20 protein-coding genes are annotated in these 19201 nt (G+C 66.3%); 12 read left to right on the top strand and 8 right to left on the bottom strand.

Going from position 1 to position 19201, the window contains the following annotated elements; translation table 11 throughout:
• Positions 1 to 4 precede the first annotated feature (4 nt).
• The 5 genes from can to asnS all read right to left on the bottom strand — a co-directional run bounded on the left by can (position 5) and on the right by asnS (position 3432).
• Positions 5 to 667 carry a carbonate dehydratase gene (can, locus tag ACMZ91_RS16835; RefSeq protein ID WP_014037740.1) on the bottom strand — a complete coding sequence of 221 codons (663 nt, stop codon included), beginning with the start codon at positions 665 to 667 and terminating at the stop codon, positions 5 to 7.
• 72 nt (positions 668 to 739) lie between these two features.
• Positions 740 to 1378, bottom strand: coding sequence for an FMN-binding negative transcriptional regulator (locus tag ACMZ91_RS16830; protein WP_049463163.1), 639 nt, complete (start codon positions 1376 to 1378; stop codon positions 740 to 742).
• Between the two features lie 7 nt (positions 1379 to 1385).
• Complete coding sequence (locus ACMZ91_RS16825) at positions 1386 to 1700, bottom strand: hypothetical protein (RefSeq protein ID WP_006453002.1); 315 nt, start codon at positions 1698 to 1700, stop codon at positions 1386 to 1388.
• Between the two features lie 7 nt (positions 1701 to 1707).
• Positions 1708 to 2007 carry a hypothetical protein gene (locus ACMZ91_RS16820; RefSeq protein ID WP_005417403.1) on the bottom strand — a complete coding sequence of 100 codons (300 nt, stop codon included), beginning with the start codon at positions 2005 to 2007 and terminating at the stop codon, positions 1708 to 1710.
• A gap of 30 nt (positions 2008 to 2037) precedes the next feature.
• Positions 2038 to 3432, bottom strand: a complete 1395-nt coding sequence (asnS, locus tag ACMZ91_RS16815; RefSeq protein ID WP_032127679.1) for an asparagine--tRNA ligase — start codon at positions 3430 to 3432, stop codon at positions 2038 to 2040.
• Between the two features lie 128 nt (positions 3433 to 3560).
• Between asnS and ACMZ91_RS16810 the strand changes: the two genes are divergently transcribed.
• From ACMZ91_RS16810 to rplI, 5 genes are all read left to right on the top strand, one after another.
• On the top strand, positions 3561 to 3899 hold the full coding sequence (locus ACMZ91_RS16810) for a HesB/IscA family protein (RefSeq protein WP_006376495.1): 339 nt from the start codon (positions 3561 to 3563) through the stop codon (positions 3897 to 3899).
• A gap of 78 nt (positions 3900 to 3977) precedes the next feature.
• Positions 3978 to 4520: a CbrC family protein gene (locus tag ACMZ91_RS16805; RefSeq protein ID WP_414577612.1), complete on the top strand. Its 543-nt coding sequence runs from the start codon at positions 3978 to 3980 to the stop codon at positions 4518 to 4520.
• Positions 4521 to 4680: 160 nt separating this feature from the next.
• A complete protein-coding gene (rpsF, locus tag ACMZ91_RS16800; protein WP_005410228.1) occupies positions 4681 to 5118 on the top strand; it encodes a 30S ribosomal protein S6 in 438 nt (145 codons plus the stop codon).
• Positions 5119 to 5129: 11 nt separating this feature from the next.
• Positions 5130 to 5360 carry a 30S ribosomal protein S18 gene (gene rpsR, locus ACMZ91_RS16795; RefSeq protein ID WP_002804494.1) on the top strand — a complete coding sequence of 77 codons (231 nt, stop codon included), beginning with the start codon at positions 5130 to 5132 and terminating at the stop codon, positions 5358 to 5360.
• A 104-nt stretch (positions 5361 to 5464) separates the two neighbouring features.
• On the top strand, positions 5465 to 5914 hold the full coding sequence (rplI, locus tag ACMZ91_RS16790; protein ID WP_005410227.1) for a 50S ribosomal protein L9: 450 nt from the start codon (positions 5465 to 5467) through the stop codon (positions 5912 to 5914).
• Positions 5915 to 6044: 130 nt separating this feature from the next.
• Here the strand turns inward: rplI and ACMZ91_RS16785 are convergent, their stop codons facing one another.
• Both ACMZ91_RS16785 and ACMZ91_RS16780 read right to left on the bottom strand, forming a co-directional pair.
• Positions 6045 to 6479, bottom strand: coding sequence for a hypothetical protein (locus ACMZ91_RS16785; RefSeq protein WP_277778221.1), 435 nt, complete (start codon positions 6477 to 6479; stop codon positions 6045 to 6047).
• A 9-nt stretch (positions 6480 to 6488) separates the two neighbouring features.
• Entirely contained in the window at positions 6489 to 7097 is a 609-nt protein-coding gene (locus tag ACMZ91_RS16780) for a DUF1963 domain-containing protein (protein WP_277778220.1), read from the bottom strand.
• Between the two features lie 311 nt (positions 7098 to 7408).
• Between ACMZ91_RS16780 and smc the strand changes: the two genes are divergently transcribed.
• A complete protein-coding gene (smc, locus tag ACMZ91_RS16775; protein WP_414577614.1) occupies positions 7409 to 10912 on the top strand; it encodes a chromosome segregation protein SMC in 3504 nt (1167 codons plus the stop codon).
• A gap of 46 nt (positions 10913 to 10958) precedes the next feature.
• Entirely contained in the window at positions 10959 to 11699 is a 741-nt protein-coding gene (gene zipA, locus ACMZ91_RS16770) for a cell division protein ZipA (RefSeq protein WP_414577616.1), read from the top strand.
• Positions 11700 to 11794: 95 nt separating this feature from the next.
• On the opposite strand, the gene ACMZ91_RS16765 is transcribed toward zipA, so the two are convergent.
• Positions 11795 to 12919: a pyridoxal phosphate-dependent aminotransferase gene (locus tag ACMZ91_RS16765; protein WP_414577618.1), complete on the bottom strand. Its 1125-nt coding sequence runs from the start codon at positions 12917 to 12919 to the stop codon at positions 11795 to 11797.
• A gap of 283 nt (positions 12920 to 13202) precedes the next feature.
• On the opposite strand from ACMZ91_RS16765, the gene ligA reads away from it, so the two are divergent.
• The 5 genes from ligA to mtnA all read left to right on the top strand — a co-directional run bounded on the left by ligA (position 13203) and on the right by mtnA (position 19145).
• Positions 13203 to 15674, top strand: a complete 2472-nt coding sequence (gene ligA / locus ACMZ91_RS16760; protein ID WP_414577621.1) for an NAD-dependent DNA ligase LigA — start codon at positions 13203 to 13205, stop codon at positions 15672 to 15674.
• Positions 15675 to 15723: 49 nt separating this feature from the next.
• Positions 15724 to 16209 carry a GNAT family N-acetyltransferase gene (locus tag ACMZ91_RS16755; RefSeq protein ID WP_032127684.1) on the top strand — a complete coding sequence of 162 codons (486 nt, stop codon included), beginning with the start codon at positions 15724 to 15726 and terminating at the stop codon, positions 16207 to 16209.
• Positions 16206 to 17162: an EF-P lysine aminoacylase EpmA gene (gene epmA, locus ACMZ91_RS16750; protein WP_049463171.1), complete on the top strand. Its 957-nt coding sequence runs from the start codon at positions 16206 to 16208 to the stop codon at positions 17160 to 17162. The genes ACMZ91_RS16755 and epmA overlap by 4 nt, the downstream gene beginning before the upstream one ends.
• Positions 17163 to 17304: 142 nt before the next feature.
• Entirely contained in the window at positions 17305 to 18033 is a 729-nt protein-coding gene (locus ACMZ91_RS16745; RefSeq protein ID WP_032127686.1) for a DUF3011 domain-containing protein, read from the top strand.
• 47 nt (positions 18034 to 18080) lie between these two features.
• A complete protein-coding gene (gene mtnA / locus ACMZ91_RS16740) occupies positions 18081 to 19145 on the top strand; it encodes an S-methyl-5-thioribose-1-phosphate isomerase (RefSeq protein WP_049400195.1) in 1065 nt (354 codons plus the stop codon).
• The last annotated feature ends 56 nt before the right edge of the window (positions 19146 to 19201 follow it).

Raw genomic sequence — 19201 nt, 5'->3', positions numbered from 1 at the left:
GGGATCAGTCGCGCTTGCCCTTGCGCGGGACGTAGGACAGGGCCTTTTCATAGGCGGGCTGCAGCTCTTCCTGCGAACCGACGTCGATGCCCATCTCGCGCACGCGTCCGTCCTTCAGGCTGTAGACCCAGCCGTGCACCATCAGCTTCTGGCCGCGGGCCCAGGCGTCCTGCACGATGGTCGAGCGGCACAGGTTGGCCACCTGCTCGATCACGTTCAGTTCGCACAGGCGTGCGTGCTTGAGCTCGTCGGTCTCGATCGCATCGAGGATGCCGGTGTGCTTCTGCATCACGTCGCCAACGTGGCGCAGCCAGTTGTCGGCCAGGCCGACGCGGGTGTTGTGCAGGCAGGCATGCACGCCGCCGCAGCCGTAGTGGCCGACGATCAGGATGTGCTTCACCTTCAGCTGGTCCACCGCGTACTGCACCACGCTCAGGCAGTTCAGGTCGGTGTGGGCGACCACGTTGGCGACGTTGCGGTGCACGAACACTTCACCCGGGGCCATGCCGATGATCTGGTTGGCCGGCACGCGCGAATCGGAACAGCCGATCCACAGGTATTCGGGGTGCTGCTGCTTGGCGAGCTGGTGGAAGAACTCGGGGTCTTCCTTCTCGATGCGGTCGGCCCAGTCGCGGTTGTTCTGCAGCAGTTTGTGGATGTCTTTCATGTATGGGTCCCTGGCGTCGGGTGGGGGCTCGCCGCAGCCGTCCGGCTGCGTCGTCGCGGGAATCTGGGGCGTTCAGTCGCTGCGGGCGGCCTGTTCGCGGTGCCAGCGCATCCACTGCGCCAACTCGGTGGAAGCGGGGGTGCCCAACTGTTCCAGTTCGGCGATCACCGCGCGCTGGTTCGCATCGGGATGGTTCTGGCTCAGCTTGAGCTTCAGCTGCACCTGTTCGACCTGGAAGCGGAAGCCGACGATGGCGCGCAGCTCCGGGCCATGTTCGGCACGCGTGGCATCGAACTGCCAGGCCTGGCCGACACTCGCTTCGAAGCGGTCGCTGATCGCGCCGACCAGTTCGGCCAGCGCTTCGGCATCGTCGAACGTCTGCAGCTGGCCGCGCAGTTCGGCGGCGGCGTAGTTCCAGGTGGGTACCCGCGCAGCGGGCTCCTTGTCCGGATACCAGCTGGCCGAGACGTAGCCATGCGGACCATCGATCAGTACCTTGGCCGCGCCGCGGTGGCGCGACTGCGGGTTGGCGCGCGCCCAGTGGCCGCGCAGTTCGATCTGGTCGCCGTCACGCCGGTACAGCACCGGCATCCGGGTCAGCTCCGGCAGGCCATCGCTGCCGGGCGTGAGCACGGTAACGAACGGGTCGCGCGCCAGCAGGCGGTCCAGCCAGAGCAGATCGGTCTCGGCGAAGGCGCGCGGGGTGAACATGCAGGGGTCAGGCGCGCCCGCCCAGCGACTGGATCATGCGGCCGCGCAGGCCCTCGTCGCTGTCGGCCTGCGGCGGCTGCACTTCGTGCAGGCTGAAGCCGCGCACCAGCGCGTCTTCTTCGTCCAGACCGTCGTACTCGACGAATTCGGCGTCGAACAGCTGCGAACGCGCGGTGTCTTCGCTGTCATAGCTCAGCGTGTTGCCGTCGCTGTCGAGCACTTCGGCGGTGCCGGCCGGGCGCACGCGCAGGCGCGCCCAGATCAGGGTGTTGCCGAGGCTGGCCAGCCACCAGCTGTCGCGCGAGGCGGTGATGTCATTCATGGATGTGTTACCAGAGCGAGGCCAGCCAGAGCAGGGCGGCCATGCCCAGTCCGGCCAGCAGGGTCAGCAGCGATACCCAGGCCGGCGTCGCCAGCCCGGACAGCGAGCGGTCCGGCTGCTGGCGATAGTCACGGCGCAGCAGCCAGGCCAGGGCATCGGGCTTGAGGAAGGCGCCGCTGCCGAAGCGCTCGGCGAGCGCCGGATGGCGATCGCGTACGTGCACCAGGGTCAGCGGCCAGAAGATCACGAAGGCACTGAACCCGGCCACTGCAACGCCGACGAAACAGAGGGCGAAGAACAGGGTCATGGGAGCGGTACCTCCGTGGTCGTGTGGGGCTTAGAAGTCCGCGCTGCCCGGGGCGCGCGGGTAGGGGATCGCATCGCGGATGTTGGACAGCCCGCAGACGTACACCACCAGGCGTTCGAAGCCCAGGCCGAAGCCGGCGTGCGGCACCGAACCATAGCGGCGGAAATCGCGATACCAGCTGTAGTGCTCACGATCCAGGCCGAACTGGGCCATGCGCGCGTCCAGCACGTCCAGGCGCTCTTCGCGCTGGCTGCCGCCGATGATCTCGCCGATGCCCGGGGCCAGCACGTCCATCGCGGCAACGGTCTTGCCGTCGTCGTTCAGGCGCATGTAGAAGGCCTTGATGTGCTCCGGATAGTTGGTCACCACCACCGGGCGGCCGACGTGTTCTTCGGTCAGCCAGCGCTCGTGCTCGGTCTGCAGGTCCAGGCCCCATTCGACCGGGAAGTCGAACTTCTTGCCGGACTTCTGCAGCAGGCTGACCGCATCGGTGTAGTCGATGCGCTCGAACGGCGCATTGATGAAGTCTTCCAGCTTGGTGATCGCGTTCTTGTCCACGCGCTCGGCGATGAAGGCCAGGTCGTCGCCACGCTCGTTCAGCACCGCACGGAACAGGTACTTCAGGAACTCTTCGGCCAGGCGCGCGTCTTCGGCCAGGTCGGCGAAGGCGATTTCCGGCTCGATCATCCAGAACTCCGCCAGGTGGCGGGTGGTGTGGCTGTTCTCGGCGCGGAAGGTCGGGCCGAAGGTGTAGACCTTGCTCAGCGCCAGGCAGTAGGCCTCGACGTTCAGCTGGCCGGACACGGTCAGGAAGGTTTCCTTGCCGAAGAAGTCGCGGCTGAAATCGATCGCGCCCTTCTCGTCACGCGGCAGGTTCACCATGTCCAGGGTGGACACGCGGAACATCTGGCCGGCGCCTTCGGCGTCGGAGGTGGTGATGATCGGGGTGCTGATCCAGTTGAAGCCGTTCTCGTGGAAGAAGCGGTGCACGGCCTGGGCCAGGCAGTTGCGGATGCGGGTGACCGCGCCGAACAGGTTGGTGCGCGGGCGCAGGTGCGCCACTTCGCGCAGGAACTCCGGCGACATCGGCTTGGGCTGGATCGGGTAGGTGAGCGGGTCTTCGACCCAGCCGACCACTTCCAGCGCGCTGGCCTGGATCTCGAACGACTGGCCCTTGCCCTGCGACTTCACCAGAGTGCCGGTGGCGATGACCGAGCAGCCGCTGGTCAGGCGCTTGATCTCATCGAAGTTGGCCAGGCTGTCGCCGGCCACGACCTGGATCGGCGCGAAGCAGGAGCCGTCGCTCACATTCACGAAGGCCAGATTCGCTGAACCGCGCACCGTGCGCACCCATCCGCGTACCGTGACTTCGCCGCCTTCCGGGATCTTCCCGGCAAGCGCATGTTCAACGCTGACCACCGTCATGACTTGAATCCTCTGCTGATCGACTCGATCTGTGAACACGGGAGTTTACCGGTTGCAGCGTTCTGCTTGCGAGGCATTTTTCGTGGCAACGGCTCCTTATAATGTCCCCGTACCTCTGGAGTAGCCCCATGGCCGTCAGCCTGACCCCCATTGCCTTCGAGCGCGTGCAGCGCTTTGTCGCCCAGACCCCCGGCGCGCTGGGCCTGCGTTTCGGCGTGACCAAGACCGGTTGCTCGGGCTGGGGTCACATCACCGACCTGGCCCGCGACGAGCGCGAGGGCGATACCGTGTTCGACCAGGACGGCGTGAAGATCTACGTCGATGCCAAGAGCCTGGCGCTGGTGGACGGCACCGTGATCGACTTCGGCAAGCACGGCCTGAGCGAAACGTTCACGTTCAGCAACCCGAACGCCACCGCCGAGTGTGGCTGCGGTGAAAGCTTCACCACCGACGCCGACAAGGCCTGAGGGCTGGTTCTGGCGTCCGCCGGGCATGGCCGGGCGGTGGTAGATGCCGACCTTGGTCGGCAGGGAAGGGATCCACGGATGGAACGACCGCTTTTCATTTATCACCCCAACGCCTACGCCCTCTCCTTCGAAGAGGTCGACGGGGTCTGCGACTGCTGTGGTCAGCCGCGCACACTGCGCTACCGGGGGCCGTTCTACTCCGTTCTGGGTCCCGATTACCTGTGCCCCTGGTGTATCGCCGATGGCAGGGCGGCGGCCAGTTACGAGGGTGAATTCACCGGCTGGAGCGATATCGAGGGGGTATCCCCGGATCCGGCCGATCCGCCGCCGACCATCGCCCGCGAGCTGCTGCTGGAGATCTGCGAGCGCACCCCGGGCTACTCGTCCTGGCAGCAGTCGGTCTGGCTCAGCCATTGTGAGCGGCCCTGCGCCTTCCTCGGTTACGCCGGTAGCGAGGACCTCCAGCCCATCCTCGACGAGGTCCGGCCCGACGTGGTCGAGGTCAACCCGCGCGACGCCGACTGGGTGCTGGACCACCTGAGCCGGGACGGGGAGATGATTGGCTGCCTGTTCCAATGCCTGGAATGCGGCCAGCACCGCCTTCATGTGGATCTGGGGTAGCCCGGTTCAGGTTGCCCTGTGGCCCGCCGGTTGCCCGGCCACCCCATCTGCGCCATAATGCGCGGCTTCCTGCCTTCCTGGCGGGAATCCTTGCCCCACCGCGGTCTCAACGGCGGGGGGCTGTCCGGCCGCGAGGCCACATCCGAAAGGTAGAAAAAACATGAGTCGTCATTACGAAATCGTGTTCATGGTCCACCCGGACCAGAGCGAGCAGGTCCCGGCCATGATCGAGCGCTACAAGTCGCTGGTCGAGAACGGCAACGGCACCATCCACCGTCTGGAAGACTGGGGCCGCCGCCAGCTGGCGTACCCGATCCAGAACCTGGTGAAGGCCCACTACGTGCTGATGAATATCGAAGCCGACCAGGCCGTTCTGAACGAACTGACCGAGAGCTTCCGGTTCAACGACGCCGTGCTGCGCAACCTGGTCATCAAGCGTGACGAGGCTGACACCGAGCAGTCGCTGATCATGAAGAGCAAGGACGAGAAGGGTGACAAGCCGGAGCGCGGTGAGCGCCGTCGTCGTGACGACGAAGAAGGCGAGTCCAACAACACCGCTGACAACGAAGCCGGCGACGACGCCGCTTCCGCCGCCTAAGGAGCCTTCCCATGTCCAAGTTCTTCCGTCGCCGCAAGTTCTGCAAGTTCACTGCTGAAGGTGTGAAGGAGATCGACTACAAGGATCTCAACACCCTGCGCCAGTACCTGACCGAGAACGGCAAGATCGTGCCGAGCCGCGTCACCGGTACCAAGTCGAAGTACCAGCGCCAGCTGGCGACCGCCGTCAAGCGCGCTCGCTTCCTGGCCCTGATCCCGTACACCGACAACCACGACGTCTGATGCCAGCGGGGCGGCCCGGCGCCGCCCCCGCTGTGCCAGCTATTCGGACAGCCTTTGTTGCGGGGCATCGCCTCGCTAACGAATAACTTATCTGGAGCAATACCATGCAGCTGATCCTCCTGCAGAAAGTCACCAACCTCGGCAACCTGGGCGACCTGGTCGACGTGAAGCCGGGCTACGGCCGTAACTTCCTCGTGCCGCAGGGCAAGGCCGTGCCGGCCACCGAGAGCAACAAGGCCGAGTTCGAAGCCAAGCGCGCCGAATACGAAGCCAAGGCCCAGGCCATCCACGCTGACGCCGAAGGCCGCAAGGCCAAGCTGGAAGGCGCGAGCGTGACCATCGCCGCCAACGCTTCGACCGAAGGCAAGCTGTACGGCTCGGTTGGCCCGCGCGACATCGCCGAGGCCTTCACCGCCGCCGGCCTGCCGCTGGAAAAGAGCGAAGTGATCCTGGGCGAAGGCGCCTTCCGCAACATCGGCGAATACGACGTGCTGGTCCACCTGCACGCTGACGTCGAGACCACCGTCAAGGTCGTCGTCGTCGCCGAAGCCTGATCCCACGCCGCAAGGCCTGGCATCACCGCAGAACGGGCGCCCGCAAGGGTGCCCGTTTTGTTTTGGGCGAGCGCGGGACATGTAGAGTCGAGCCATGCTCGACTTGATCTTCGCCCTGCATCACTTCCTGCTAGACGGCCTCAACCAGGAAGTGGCGCTCAAACTCCGCGAGTGCACTGGCAGCATCTGTCCGCAGCTGCTCGTGCTGGAGCAGTTCTCCGGCGCGACGCGCCCGTTCGATCATCATGCCGATACAGGTCGCCATGTCTGCTGATACAACGGGCACGAGGGCGTTTCTGTCGATGGTTTTCCAGGGCTGGCAGGCGTAGACCATATCCATGGTCAATAGCTGCTTTTTTAGGAACAGCTTCAAGCGGTCTGGTCCACTCGGTTCGAATGCCACAATCGTCCCGGAGACCCGAAGAACGACTCCGAATTTGGTGATGGATCGAAGATAGTTCCCCGTCACATGACGATCGAAGCAGATGTTCAGCTGTCTCTGGAGTGGGGCAAAAAGAGCGCCTGACGGCGGATCGCCGTAATGGCCGCTGATCTGTATCTGCATGGGCAGCTCTCAAGTGGTCTGGATGACGAATCGACCGCAATCCATCGAAGGTGAGGGAATGTTGCGATCAAGCAATAGATAGCCCATTCCGCCGATCAGGATTCCTCGATGCGTCGGTGCTGCCCGGTTCAATCGGGAGCCGTTGATCTGGAGGATGAATTCCCGTCCATCGGTGCAATCGTCCTGAAGCCAGACGGGAATTCCGCCAATCTTGGCGATTCCGTTCGCGGCGTCATCCGGGATGGAGGCCGTGGCAGTGGTGATCAGGCGCGGATAAAAAGGGGGCGCTGCGCTGTCTGGACCGGATTCGTGGGGTGCGTAAGCGATGACACGTCCGCCAGTCAGTAGAGCGGTTTCGATGTAGGCATCGTCAATAACGTCATAAGGCGTGAAGATCGACACGCAGAGATCAGCTCTGATTTCGATCTTCTGGGCATGCGTTTGAACGAAGGGTGCAGGCAGGCTCGCAAGATGAAGCATCGGCTTCGCCTTTGCGTCGCAAGGCCAGGGAGTATCGGGAGGCAGGTATGGATTGCCTCCAAGAAAGGCGCGATCCCGGGCTTGGCCAAGGTGCTCAAACTTCAGCTCCTGGTAGGAAGGCTGGCTGGGGCTGTTCATCGGTCCATGCTGCAGCCTGGAGACGTGGCTGGCTAGGCTGACTCAAAAAATACATTTTAAAATCAAATATTTGGTTCATTGGGGAGGGGACTGCGCGGTCCGAAAGCGACATTCAAGCGTGAAACGGAGTACGTGTACGGGCATTCTCGGCCGGTCATCCCGCCCGTGGAACATTCGCGCCGTTATACTCATTCCATTGTGTCACCCTTGGCTTCATTGAATTCTTTTGAAATCAATGGCTTGAGGTGCTGGCTGACCTGACATCCACAATACGGACGCCCCCAAAGCGCCTGTTGGAACCCAATCACGCCATGCGTCTTTCCACGATCAAGCTGTCCGGCTTCAAGTCGTTCGTCGATCCGACCACCCTGCACCTGCCGACCAACATGACCGGCGTGGTGGGCCCCAATGGCTGCGGCAAGTCGAACATCATCGACGCCGTGCGCTGGGTCATGGGCGAGAGCTCGGCCAGCCGCCTGCGTGGCGACTCGCTGACCGACGTGATCTTCTCCGGCTCCAACGCCCGCAAGCCGGTGTCGCAGGCCACGGTTGAGCTGATCTTCGACAATTCCGACCACACGATCTCGGGCGAGTACGCCTCGTTCAACGAAATCTCGGTCAAGCGCACGGTCAGCCGCGACGGCACCAGCAACTATTACCTCAACGGCACCAAGTGCCGTCGCCGCGACATCACCGACCTGTTCCTCGGCACCGGCCTGGGCCCGCGCAGCTACTCGATCATCGAACAGGGCATGATCAGCCAGATCATCGAGGCGCGCCCGGAAGACCTGCGCGTGTACCTGGAGGAGGCGGCCGGCATCTCCAAGTACAAGGAGCGCCGCAAGGAGACCGAGACCCGCATCCGCCACACCCGCGAGAACCTGGACCGGCTGGGCGACCTGCGCGACGAGATCAGCAAGCAGCTCGAACACCTCAAGCGCCAGGCCAAGCAGGCCGAGCAGTACCAGGCGCTGCAGGAAGAGCGCCGGATCAAGGATGCCGAGTGGAAGGCGCTGGAATTCCGTGGCCTCGATGGGCGCCTGTCGAAGCTGCGCGAAGGCCTGTCGCAGGAAGAGACCAAGCTGCAGCAGCTGATCGCCGATCAGCGCGACGCAGAGGCCCGCATCGAGACCTCGCGCGTGCGTCGCGAAGAGGCCGCCGATGCGCTCAACACCGCGCAGGCGGCGGTCTATCAGGTCGGCAGCACCCTGGCCCGCTTGGAGCAGCAGATCCAGCACCAGCGCGAGCTGTCGCAGCGCCTGCACAAGGCGCGCGACGAAACCCAGCAGGCCCTGGCCGAACTGGGGCAGCACATCAGTGGCGACGAGGCCAAGCTGAGGGTGCTGCGGGAGGCGGTAGAGGCCGCCACCCCGCAGCTGGAAGAACTGCAGGAAGAAAACGAGATAAAGCAGGAAAGCCTGCGCGAGGCTGAAGACCGGCTGGCCAGCTGGCAGCAGCGCTGGGAACAGCACACCTCGCAGAGTTCGGAAGCCTCGCGCGCCGGCGACGTCGAGCGCACGCGCGTGGACTACCTGGACAAGCAGATCCTCGATGCCGACCGGCGTCGTGAAGCCTTGTCCGCCGAGCGCGCCGGGCTGGACGTGGATGCGCTGGAAGAAGCCTTCGAGCAGCTGCACCTGCAGCACGACACGCAGAAGACCGCGCTGGATGAACTGAGCGAAGACGTCGAGCTGCGCAAGCAGGGCGTGGCGGCGGTGCAGGAACAGCAGCGCAATGGCCAGAACGAACTGGCCGAACTGCGCAAGCAGGCCAATGGCCTGCGCGGTCGCCTGGCTTCGCTGGAAACCCTGCAGCAGGCTGCGCTGGGCCAGGAGCAGGGCGCGGCCGTGGCCTGGCTGAAGGCGCGTGGGCTGGACTCGGCGGCGCGTGTCGGCGAACGCCTGGATGTCGATGCCGGTTGGGAAAACGCGGTGGAAAGCGCGCTCGGCCAGTTGATCGAAGGCGTGCTGGTCGATGACCCGGCCAGCCTGGTCGACGCGCTGGGCGAACTGGGCGAGGGCCACATTGCGCTGGTCGCCAACGATGGCGCGGACCTGGAGGTCGCGCCGACCTCGCTGGCTGCACGCGTGCGTGGCCCGGCAGCGATCCGGCGCCTGCTGGCGCACCTGCACGGTGCCAGGGATCTGTCCGAGGCCAAGGTGCTGCAGGCCAGCCTTCCGGAAGGCGATTCGATCATCACCCAGAGTGGCGAGCGCCTGGGCCAGGGCTGGCTGCGCGTATCGCGCTCCGGTGCCGCCGAGCAGGGCGCGCTGCTGCGCGAACGTGAGATCCAGGAGCTGCGTGAGCAGATCGAGCAGCTGCAGGACCGCGAGGCCGAACTGGAAGAACAGCTGGCCGGCTTCCGAGAGCAGCTGCAGGCTGCCGAACAGCAGCGCGAAGACGCGCAGCGTGCGCTGTACCAGGCCCATCGTGCGGTGTCCGAACTGGCCGGCCAGCTTCAGGGCCAGCAGGGCAAGGTGGAGGCAGCGCGCACGCGCATCGATCGCATCGAGGGCGAGCTGAAGCAGCTGCAGGAAACCATTGAAGCCAACAACGAACAAGCGCGTGAAGCGCGCTCGCGGTTGGAGAACGCGGTCAGCAGCATGGGCGACCTGGAATCGACCCGGCAGCGGCTGGAGGGAGAGCGCCGCCAGCTGACCGAGGCCCGCGACCTGGCCCGCGACGCCGCACGTGCGGTGCGCGAGCGCTCGCATTCGCTGGCCCTGACCCTGGAATCGCAGCGTGCGCAGCTGGCTTCACTGAGCCAGGCGCTGGAACGCATGGGTACCCAGCGCGGACAGCTGGATTCGCGACTGGGCGAACTGCACTCGCAGCTGGATGAAGGTGATTCGCCGGTCGAATCGCTGCAGGCCGAGCACCAGAACGCACTGGAAGAGCGCGTGCGGGCCGATCGCGTGCTGACCGAGGCGCGCACGCTGCTGGACGGCATCGACGCCGAGCTGCGCAATTACGAGCAGACCCGCCACCAGCGCGACGAACAGGCGCTGGCCCAGCGCGAGCGTATTTCGCAGCGCAAGCTGGACCAGCAGGCGCTGGTGCTCAGCGCGGACACCCTGCAGGGCGCGGTGGAGAAGGCCGGCTTCGTGCTGCAGGACGTGCTCAACGCACTGCCCGAGGACGCCCGCCTGGGCGACTGGGAGCAGGCCGTGCATCAGATCGATGGGCGCATGCGCCGGCTGGAGCCGGTCAACCTGGCCGCCATCCACGAGTACGGCGAGGCTTCGCAGCGCTCGGACTACCTGGATTCGCAGCACACCGACCTGACCACGGCGCTGGAAACCCTTGAGGATGCCATCCGCAAGATCGACCGCGAGACCCGCGGTCGTTTCAAGGACACCTTCGATCGTGTCAACGCTGGCGTGCAGGCGCTGTACCCGCGCCTGTTCGGTGGCGGCCACGCCTACCTGGAACTGACCGGTGAAGACCTGCTCGACACCGGTGTGACCATCATGGCGCGTCCGCCGGGCAAGCGCGTGTCCAGCATCTCGCTGCTGTCCGGCGGCGAGAAGGCGATGACCGCGGTGGCGCTGGTGTTCGCCATCTTCCAGCTCAACCCCGCGCCGTTCTGCCTGCTGGACGAGGTGGACGCGCCGCTGGACGAAGCCAACGTCGGCCGCCTGGCCAACATGGTCAAGGAAATGAGCGAAAAGGTGCAGTTCCTGTTCGTCAGCCACAACAAAGCGACGATGGAGGCCGCGCACCAGCTGTCGGGCGTGACCATGCGCGAGCCGGGCGTCAGCCGCCTGGTCAGCGTGGACCTGGAAGAAGCCGCGCGATTGGCGGGCGCGGCCTGACGTGCCATCCTAGTTACCTGAATGAACTAGCCGGAGAACCTATCGAATGTCCGACACGGCACTGTTGCGCATCGGCATCCTGGCCGCCGGCCTGCTGTTGATCGCCGCGATCTTCCTGTTTGGCCGTCCGAAAAAGAAGCCCCAGGGGCGCCGCGTGGAAGGCGCGGAACCGACCAGCGGCGAGCGCCGCGAACCGGTACTGGGCGAAGACGGCGTCGCCGTGGCCGATGGCCGCGTCGAACCGGGCATGGGCACGGAAGGCGAGCAGGCCGAGCTTGGCCTGGCCGACACCGACGCCGGCGCGGCCAGCGACCTTGGCAAGCGCGCCACCCAGGACTTCGACAAGATCGTGTCGCTGTTCGTGGCCGCTCGCGTCGGCGAACAGCTGCGTGGTGAGGACATCGTGGTGGCGGCGGAGAAGACCGGCCTGGTGTTCGGCCACATGAACGTGTTCCACCGCCTGGTGGAAGGCCACCCCGAGCGCGGCCCGATCTTCTCGATGGCCAGCATCATGAAGCCGGGCAGCTTCGACATGGCCAACATCCGCGCCATGGAGACCCCGGCCATCGCCTTCTTCCTGACCCTGCCGGCGCCGCTGACCGCGCTGGATGCCTGGGAGAAGATGCTGCCCACCGTGCAGCGCATGGCCGAGCTGCTCGACGGCGTGGTGCTGGACGACAGCCGCAACGCTCTCGGCCGGCAGCGCATCGCGCACATCCGTGACGAACTGCGTGCCTATGATCGCCAGCACCAGGCGCCGCCGCTGACCAAGACCCCGCGCTGGTGAGCGCCCTGGTGTGCCGACCAGCGGTCGGCACCCACAACAGTAGATCCACGCTATGCGTGGATGGGGCGAACCAAGGTTCGCCCCCACCAACAGGGTTAGGCCGGTACGCCGGCGACCTTGGCAAATGCCCCGCGGAACGCGGCCATCTCGTCCTCGGTGCCGACGGTCACGCGCACGCGCTGTGGCCAGATCGGCCAGCTGCGTCCGATCACCACGCCGTTGTCCGCCATCGCCTTGGCGAACGCGCTGCCATCGCGTTGCACGTCGACCACGAAGCAGTTCGCTTCCGACGGCACGCAGCTGAAACCACGCTTGCCCAGCCATGCGATGGTGGCCTGGCGCACCTTGGCATTCTGCAGGCGGCGCTGTGGAATCAACTGCGGATCGCGCAGGCTGGCCAGTGCCGCCGCCAGCGCCGGAACCGGCAGCGGGTTGTCGCCCAGGCTGGCCAGTTCGCGCAGGCGGTCGGGATGTGCGGTCGCCACGCCCAGGCGCAGGCCGGCCATGCCATATAGCTTGGAGAACGTGCGCAACACGATCAGGTCATCGCGCTGCGCCACCTGCGCGATCAGGCTCGGCTGTTCGCTGTACTGCAGATACGCCTCGTCCAACAGCACGCGGGTGGAAGCGGGCTTGTGGGCCAGCAGCCAGGCGAGCTCATCCGGTGGGCTGATCGAGCCGGTCGGGTTGTTGGGGTTGCACACATACAGCAGCCCGGTCGGGCGTGCGTGTGCGGCGGCGACCATCGCACGCAGGTCGTGTGCACCGTCCTCGTGCAGCGGCACTTTCTGCACGTGTGCACCGTGTGCGGCGGCGACCTCGCCCAGCGTCTCGAAGGTCGGGTCGGCCACTACCAGCCCCGCCTGCGGGCCGGTCCATAGCACGGCGGCGCGGTTCAGCGGCTCGCTGGAACCCGGATACAGCCGCACGTGATCAGCCGGGATGCGCGCCTGCTCGATGAACGCATCGCGCACCTGGCCCGCCAGTTCGAAGCGGTAGCGGCCGCAACCGGCGATGCTGTCGCGCGCCGCCTGCTGGGCGGCGGGCGAGGGGCCGTACGGGCATTCGTTGAAGTTCAGTAGTACGGCGCCTTCGGCAGGGGCTGGGGCGGCGGCTGTCGCGGGTTGGGCATGGCCGAGCTGCGGTAGGCCGGTGCCGGCGACGGCGAGGCCGGCTCCGGCCAGTTGCAGGAAGCGTCGACGGGAGGCAGGCAGGGTCACGGGTGGGATTCCGAGGGGCAACCGTCGCACGCTAGCGCTGGTGGGGGTGGGCGGCAAGCTGCTCTTTGTGGAGTCGAACCATGTTCGACTGCAGATGTGCCAACCAAGGTTGGCACCTACCAGAGCGGGGGGAGTGGTTGGCGCGTACCAGAGCGGGGGAGTGGTTGGCACGTACCAGGGCGGGGGAGCGCCAGTCGAGCAAGCTCGACGCTACGAAGGCGGGGCCGTTACCGGGCCTGACAGCCGGGCGCGGTAGAATCCCCGGCCATCCCAGAACCACCGGATCCCGATGAGCCCCAGCCCCGCCGAACGCGCCGAAGACCTTCGCCGGCAGATCGCCCAGGCCAACCGCGCCTACCATGAGCTGGACGCGCCGGAGATCCCCGACGTCGACTACGATCGGATGGTGCGCGAGCTGGAAGCGCTGGAGCGCGAGCATCCGGAGCTGGCCCGTGCCGACAGCCCGACCCAGCAGGTCGGTGCGCGCCCGTCCGGTCGCTTCCCGGAAGTGCGCCACGCGGTGCCGATGCTGTCGCTGTCCAATGCCTTCAGCGATGAGGAAGTGGCGGATTTCGTACGCCGCATCGATGAGCGCCTGGGCCGTCGCAGCCTGCGGTTCTCGGCCGAGCCGAAGATGGACGGCCTGGCGATCAGCCTGCGCTACGAAGACGGGCATTTCGTGCTCGGCGCGACCCGTGGCGATGGCAGTACCGGCGAGGACGTTACCGCCAACCTGCGCGAGATCGGTGATATTCCCAAGCGGCTGCACGGCAAGGACTGGCCGGATGTGCTGGAGGTGCGTGGCGAGGTCTACATGGCCCGCGCCGACTTCGAGTCCTACAACGAACGTGCGCGCCTGCAGGGCGGCAAGGTGCTGGCCAACCCGCGCAACGCCGCCGCCGGTTCGCTGCGCCAGCTCGACCCGAAGATCAGTGCCCAGCGCAGGCTGAGTTTCTTCGCCTACGGCACCGGCGAAGTGCAGGGCGGCGAGCTGCCGGACACCCATTCGGGCACCCTGGCCCAGCTCGGCGCCTGGGGCTTCCCGGTCAGTGAGCTGTGCAAAGTGGTGGAGGGCACCGACGGCCTGCTCGGTTACTACCGCACTATCGGTGAACGCCGCGACGGCCTGCCGTTTGATATCGATGGTGTGGTCTACAAGCTGGATGACCGTGCGGGTCAGCAGGCGATGGGCTTCGTCTCCCGTGCGCCGCGCTGGGCCATCGCGCACAAGTTCCCTGCGCAGGAACAGAGCACAACGGTGGAGGCGATCGAGATCCAGATCGGCCGCACCGGTGCAGCCACACCGGTCGCGCGGCTGGCGCCGGTGGCGGTGGCCGGCGTGATCGTGTCCAACGCCACGTTGCACAACGCCGACCAGATCGCACGCCTGGATGTGCGCGTGGGTGACAGCGTGATCGTGCGCCGCGCCGGTGATGTGATTCCGGAAGTGGTCAGCGTCATCCTTGATCGCCGCCCGCCGGGCACCACGCCGTGGCAGATGCCGACGCGCTGCCCGGTGTGCGGCTCGGAAATCGTGCGCGAGGAAGGTGCTGCCGCATGGCGCTGCTCGGGCGAACTGTCCTGCCCGGCGCAGCGCAAGGAAGCCATCGCCCATTTCGCCTCGCGTCGCGCGATGGATATCGATGGCCTGGGTGACAAGTACATCGAAACTCTGGTCGACGCCGGCATCGTCAGAAGCGTGGCCGATTTGTACCGCCTCAACCGTGACCAGCTGCTGCATCTGAAGCTGGTGCTGGATGCCGAGGACCCTTCCGCACTGGCGGCTGCGCTGAAGCTGCACCTGCCCGCCGAAGGCAGTGGTGCGGTGCTCAATGCGGTGCTCAAGCTGGACGGCAACGATCCGGGCTGGCGCGCGCAGGCGCTGGCGCAGCCGGCCAGCTTCGAATGGAACACGAAGAAGATCGCCACCAAGTGGGCCGACAACCTGATCGCGGCGATCGACGCCAGCCGTGCGGCCACGCTGGAGCGCCTGCTGTTCGCGCTTGGCATCGAGCACGTGGGTGAGAGCACGGCCAAGGCGCTGGCGCAGTGGTTTGGTGACCTGGAGCTGATCCGCCACCTGCCGTGGCCGTTGTTCAAGCGTGTGCCGGACATCGGCGGCGAAGTGGCGCGTTCGCTGGGCCACTTCTTCGAGCAGCAGGGCAACCAGCAGGCCATCGATGACCTGCTGCAGGTCGGTCAGGTGCGCATCAGCGATGTGCATGCGCCCAGTGCCAAGCTGCGCGAAGGGCTGGATCTGGCGCAGCTTCTGGTCGAATCGGAAATCCCGGGCATCACCCGCCTGCGCGCCGAAAAACTGGTCGCTGCGCTTTCCGGCGCGCAAGCAGTGCTCGACGCCGAGCATGGCCAGTTCGTCAACGCCGGCCTGCCCGATGACACTGCACGCGGCCTGGCTGCGTGGCTCGATGCAGATGGCCATGGCGCGATGCTGCTGGCGGCCGAGAAGGCGATGCAGCAGATCCTGGCCAAGGCGCCGGCGCTGGCCGAGATCGTGGCCGGCCCGCTGGATGGGCAGACCGTGGTGCTGACCGGCACCCTGGCCCAGCTCACCCGCGATGCCGCCAAGGAACGCCTGGAAGCGCTGGGTGCCAAGGTCTCCGGCAGCGTGTCGAAGAAGACCAGCTTCGTGGTGGCCGGTACCGAGGCCGGCTCCAAGCTGGACAAGGCGCAGTCGCTGGGCGTGCCGGTATGGGACGAAGACCGCCTGCTGGCCTACCTCGCCGAACACGAATGATGACCCCGCCGGGTGCCTGGCGCCCGGCATGATACACAAAGGAACACCGATGCAGACCGCTCCGCTGGATTTCCGCCTGGCCACCCGTGCCGACGAAGAACTGTTGATCGCGTTGATGCGCGAGTTCTATGCCGAAGACAAGATCGACTTCGACGACGCGCGCGTGCGTCGCGGCGTGGACGCGCTGCTGGCCGATCCGCGCAATGGCGAGGTGCTGCTGTGGCTGGACGAGGCCGCCGAGGTGGTGGGCTACGCAGTGATCGCGATGGGTTTCAGCTTGGAGCAGGGCGGCCACTTCATGTTGCTGGACGAGCTGTACCTGAGCCACCGCGCGCGCGGCCGCGGCCGCGGCAAGCAGGCGCTGGCCATCTGCGAACAGCGCGCTCGCGGGCGTGGCGTCAGCCGCCTGCGCCTGGAAGTGAACCATCACAACGAGCTGGCCCGTCGCCTCTATCTGGCGAGCGGTTACATCGATGACACCCGCGATCTGCTGACCCTGCCGCTGGACCACCCGCGCCCGGAGGGCATCCTGTGAGCGAGGCCCTGCTGCGCGCGCTGCAGCAGCGCGCCGCGCTCAATGCGCTGGTCCGCCGCTTCTTCGCCGAACGCGATGTGCTGGAGGTGGAGACGCCGATCCTGTCGGTGGCCGGCAACACCGAGCCGAACATCGACAGCTTCCACACCGATTTCACCGGCCATGTCGATGCCGGTGGCCGCCGCCGCTGGCTGCGCACCTCGCCGGAGTATCCGCTCAAGCGCCTGCTGGCGGCGGGCGTGGGTGACTGTTACGAACTGGGCCGGGTGTTCCGCAACGGCGAGGCGGGCGGCCGCCACAATCCGGAATTCACCATGCTGGAGTGGTACCGGGTCGGTTGGGACCACCATCGTCTGGTGCAGGAAACCGCCGAGCTGGTCGGCCAGGCGCTGGCCCTGGTCGGGCGCAGTGCGACGCTGCGTGTGCTCAGTTACCGCGAGCTGTTCCAGCAGTACGTGGGTGTGGATCCGTTCGATGCCGATGAGGCCGCGTTGCGTGCCGCGCTGGGCGAGGTACATATCGACCCGGTCGGGCTGACCCGCGATGACTGGCTGGATCTGCTGATGACCCATCATATCCAGCCGCATTTCGATGACGCGGTGATGACCGTGGTCCATGATTGGCCTGCCAGCCAGGCCGCACTGGCACGCATTCGAGCCGGCACGCCGCCGCTGGCCGAGCGTTTCGAGCTTTATCTGGGGGCCGTGGAACTGGCCAACGGCTATCACGAACTGAACGACGCGCACGAACAGCGTGCGCGATTCCAGCGTGACCTGCAGCGCCGCCATGAGCGGGGCCAGGTGCAACCGTCCGTGGATGAGGCGCTGCTGTCGGCGTTGCCATCGATGCCTGCCTGCGCTGGCGTGGCGGTGGGTGTCGATCGGTTGTTGATGGCGATGAACCGCACGCCGCGTATCGCCGATGTGCTGGCCTACGACTTCGCCCACGCGTGAGCGCGGTGCGCACGTTCCTGAACATCGAAGACTGAACGGAATTCCGCGTTTCCGCGCTTGCTTCGGTAAGCAGGATGATGCTCTTATCACGGCAGATGCCGGACACTGGCACGCAGTTCATCCATTCCTGCTGGGGAAGGCTTTGGTCAAGTGGTTTGCGGTTGTCGCTGCACCGGTGTACTCCATCGCGCTCTGGGGTGCCTGGCTGCCGTCATCGGCGTCGGCCCAGCAGGCGGGCTATGACGGCGAAGTGGTGACCTGCGAATCGCGCGACATGGGCTGGGTGCATTGCGATATCGACGTCAGCAATGGCATCGACCTTGTGCGCCAGTTGTCCAGCAACAGTTGCATCCGTGGCAGCGAATGGGGCACCGACCGCAGTGGCGTGTGGGTCACCCTTGGCTGCCGCGCAGAGTTCCGTGCGCGTCGTGCGGAAGGTGCAGCGCCTGCGGCAACGGAAGGCAAGCGCCTGGTCCGCCGTGTGGTGCGCTGCGAATCCAATGGCCGCCCGCAGAGTTGCCCGGTGCGCCTGGACGGGGCGCCGGTGCGCCTGCTGCGCCAGCTGTCGGTGCTGCCGTGCCGCGAAGGGCAGGGCTGGGGCTACAAGCGCAATGAAGTCTGGACCAGCCGTGGTTGCCAGGGCGATTTCGAAGTGGCTGACGAGGACGGCCGTTTTGTCGACGTGCCACGCCGCCTGACCTGCGAGTCGAAGTCGAAGAAGCGCCGCTTCTGTGGGGCGAGCATTTCGGTCGGCGCGGTCGTTACCGAGCAGTTGTCCAGCACCCCGTGCGAGGAAGGCAACACCTGGGGCTGGAACCGCAACGGGATCTGGGTGGACGGCGGCTGCCGCGCCGAATTCTCGGTGAATTGAGCCCGGGCAGGCTCCAACCACGCGGGGCGTGGCCCTACAATGGGCCCATGAACACTGCCTCCGACATCGACTACGCCCGTTATGACCACATCCGCCCGATCCTCTGGACCGGAGATGCCCTGCAACTGCTGGACCAGCGCAAGCTGCCGTTCGTGGTCGAGCACGTGGTCTGCCATGACAGTGACGAAGTTGCCAGCGCCATCCACGCGCTGACCGTGCGTGGCGCGCCGGCGATCGGCATTGCCGCAGCCTGGGGTGTGGTGCTGGCGGCGCGGGACGTGCAGGCCGCTGATGGCGCGCATGCGCTTCAGCAGTTGGAGCCGGCGCTGCAGCGCCTGAACGCATCGCGCCCGACCGCCGTCAATCTGGCCTGGGCGCTGGCGCGCATGCGTCGCTGCCTGAACGTCGCCGGCGCCGACTGGAAGGCTCTGCTGGAAGCCGAAGCGCAGGCCATTGCCGAGGAGGACCTGGCCGCCAACCGCCACATGGGCGCACTGGGCGCGGGCCTGATCGAGGCCGGCAGCGGCGTGCTGACCCACTGCAACACCGGCTCGCTGGCCACCGCCGGCTTCGGGACGGCACTGGGCGTGATCCGTGCCGGCATGGCCCAGCACCGCATCGCCCGCGTGTTCGCCGGCGAGACCCGTCCGTGGCTGCAGGGCGCACGCCTGACCGTGTGGGAACTGCAGCAGGATGGCATCGACGCCACCCTGATCGCCGATTCGGCAGCCTCGCACCTGATGAAGACCGGCGCCGTGCAGTGGGTGATCGTCGGTGCAGACCGCATCTGCGCCAACGGCGATACCGCCAACAAGATCGGCACCTATCAGCTGGCCATCGCCGCTCGCCACCACGGGGTCAAGTTCATGGTGGTGGCGCCGTCCTCGACCGTGGACATGGAGACCGTGGATGGCAGCCAGATCGAGATCGAGCAGCGCGACCCGGGCGAGCTGTACGGCGTGGGCGGTACCCGCACCGTGGCCGAAGGCATCGCCGCCTGGAACCCGGTGTTCGACGTCACCCCGGGTGAACTGATCGATGCCATCGTGACCGAGCGCGGGGTGATCCTGAACCCGACCATCGAGAACATGCGCGCCGCCTTTGGTGGCTGAGGCACAGGGGAGGGGGCAGCGTGACCTCCGCCCCCGGTAGTGCCGGCCGTTGGCCG

Origin of the sequence: Stenotrophomonas sp. FR024 (assembly GCF_047500745.2) — a bacterium.
GTDB lineage: Bacteria > Pseudomonadota > Gammaproteobacteria > Xanthomonadales > Xanthomonadaceae > Stenotrophomonas > Stenotrophomonas maltophilia_A.
This window is presented reverse-complemented; position numbering and strand designations above follow the sequence as displayed.

Excerpts from the sequence above, each read along its gene's own strand:
- mtnA (WP_049400195.1), top strand. The coding sequence starts at position 18,081 with ATGAACACTGCCTCCGACATCGACTACGCCCGTTATGACCACATCCGC.
- ACMZ91_RS16830 (WP_049463163.1), bottom strand. The coding sequence starts at position 1,378 with ATGTTCACCCCGCGCGCCTTCGCCGAGACCGATCTGCTCTGGCTGGAC.
- ACMZ91_RS16825 (WP_006453002.1), bottom strand. The coding sequence starts at position 1,700 with ATGAATGACATCACCGCCTCGCGCGACAGCTGGTGGCTGGCCAGCCTC.
- ACMZ91_RS16810 (WP_006376495.1), top strand. The coding sequence starts at position 3,561 with ATGGCCGTCAGCCTGACCCCCATTGCCTTCGAGCGCGTGCAGCGCTTT.
- ACMZ91_RS16780 (WP_277778220.1), bottom strand. The coding sequence starts at position 7,097 with ATGAACAGCCCCAGCCAGCCTTCCTACCAGGAGCTGAAGTTTGAGCAC.
- smc (WP_414577614.1), top strand. The coding sequence starts at position 7,409 with ATGCGTCTTTCCACGATCAAGCTGTCCGGCTTCAAGTCGTTCGTCGAT.
- zipA (WP_414577616.1), top strand. The coding sequence starts at position 10,959 with ATGTCCGACACGGCACTGTTGCGCATCGGCATCCTGGCCGCCGGCCTG.
- ACMZ91_RS16755 (WP_032127684.1), top strand. The coding sequence starts at position 15,724 with ATGCAGACCGCTCCGCTGGATTTCCGCCTGGCCACCCGTGCCGACGAA.
- asnS (WP_032127679.1), bottom strand. The coding sequence starts at position 3,432 with ATGACGGTGGTCAGCGTTGAACATGCGCTTGCCGGGAAGATCCCGGAA.
- rpsF (WP_005410228.1), top strand. The coding sequence starts at position 4,681 with ATGAGTCGTCATTACGAAATCGTGTTCATGGTCCACCCGGACCAGAGC.
- ACMZ91_RS16820 (WP_005417403.1), bottom strand. The coding sequence starts at position 2,007 with ATGACCCTGTTCTTCGCCCTCTGTTTCGTCGGCGTTGCAGTGGCCGGG.
- ACMZ91_RS16785 (WP_277778221.1), bottom strand. The coding sequence starts at position 6,479 with ATGCAGATACAGATCAGCGGCCATTACGGCGATCCGCCGTCAGGCGCT.
- can (WP_014037740.1), bottom strand. The coding sequence starts at position 667 with ATGAAAGACATCCACAAACTGCTGCAGAACAACCGCGACTGGGCCGAC.
- rplI (WP_005410227.1), top strand. The coding sequence starts at position 5,465 with ATGCAGCTGATCCTCCTGCAGAAAGTCACCAACCTCGGCAACCTGGGC.
- rpsR (WP_002804494.1), top strand. The coding sequence starts at position 5,130 with ATGTCCAAGTTCTTCCGTCGCCGCAAGTTCTGCAAGTTCACTGCTGAA.
- ACMZ91_RS16805 (WP_414577612.1), top strand. The coding sequence starts at position 3,978 with ATGGAACGACCGCTTTTCATTTATCACCCCAACGCCTACGCCCTCTCC.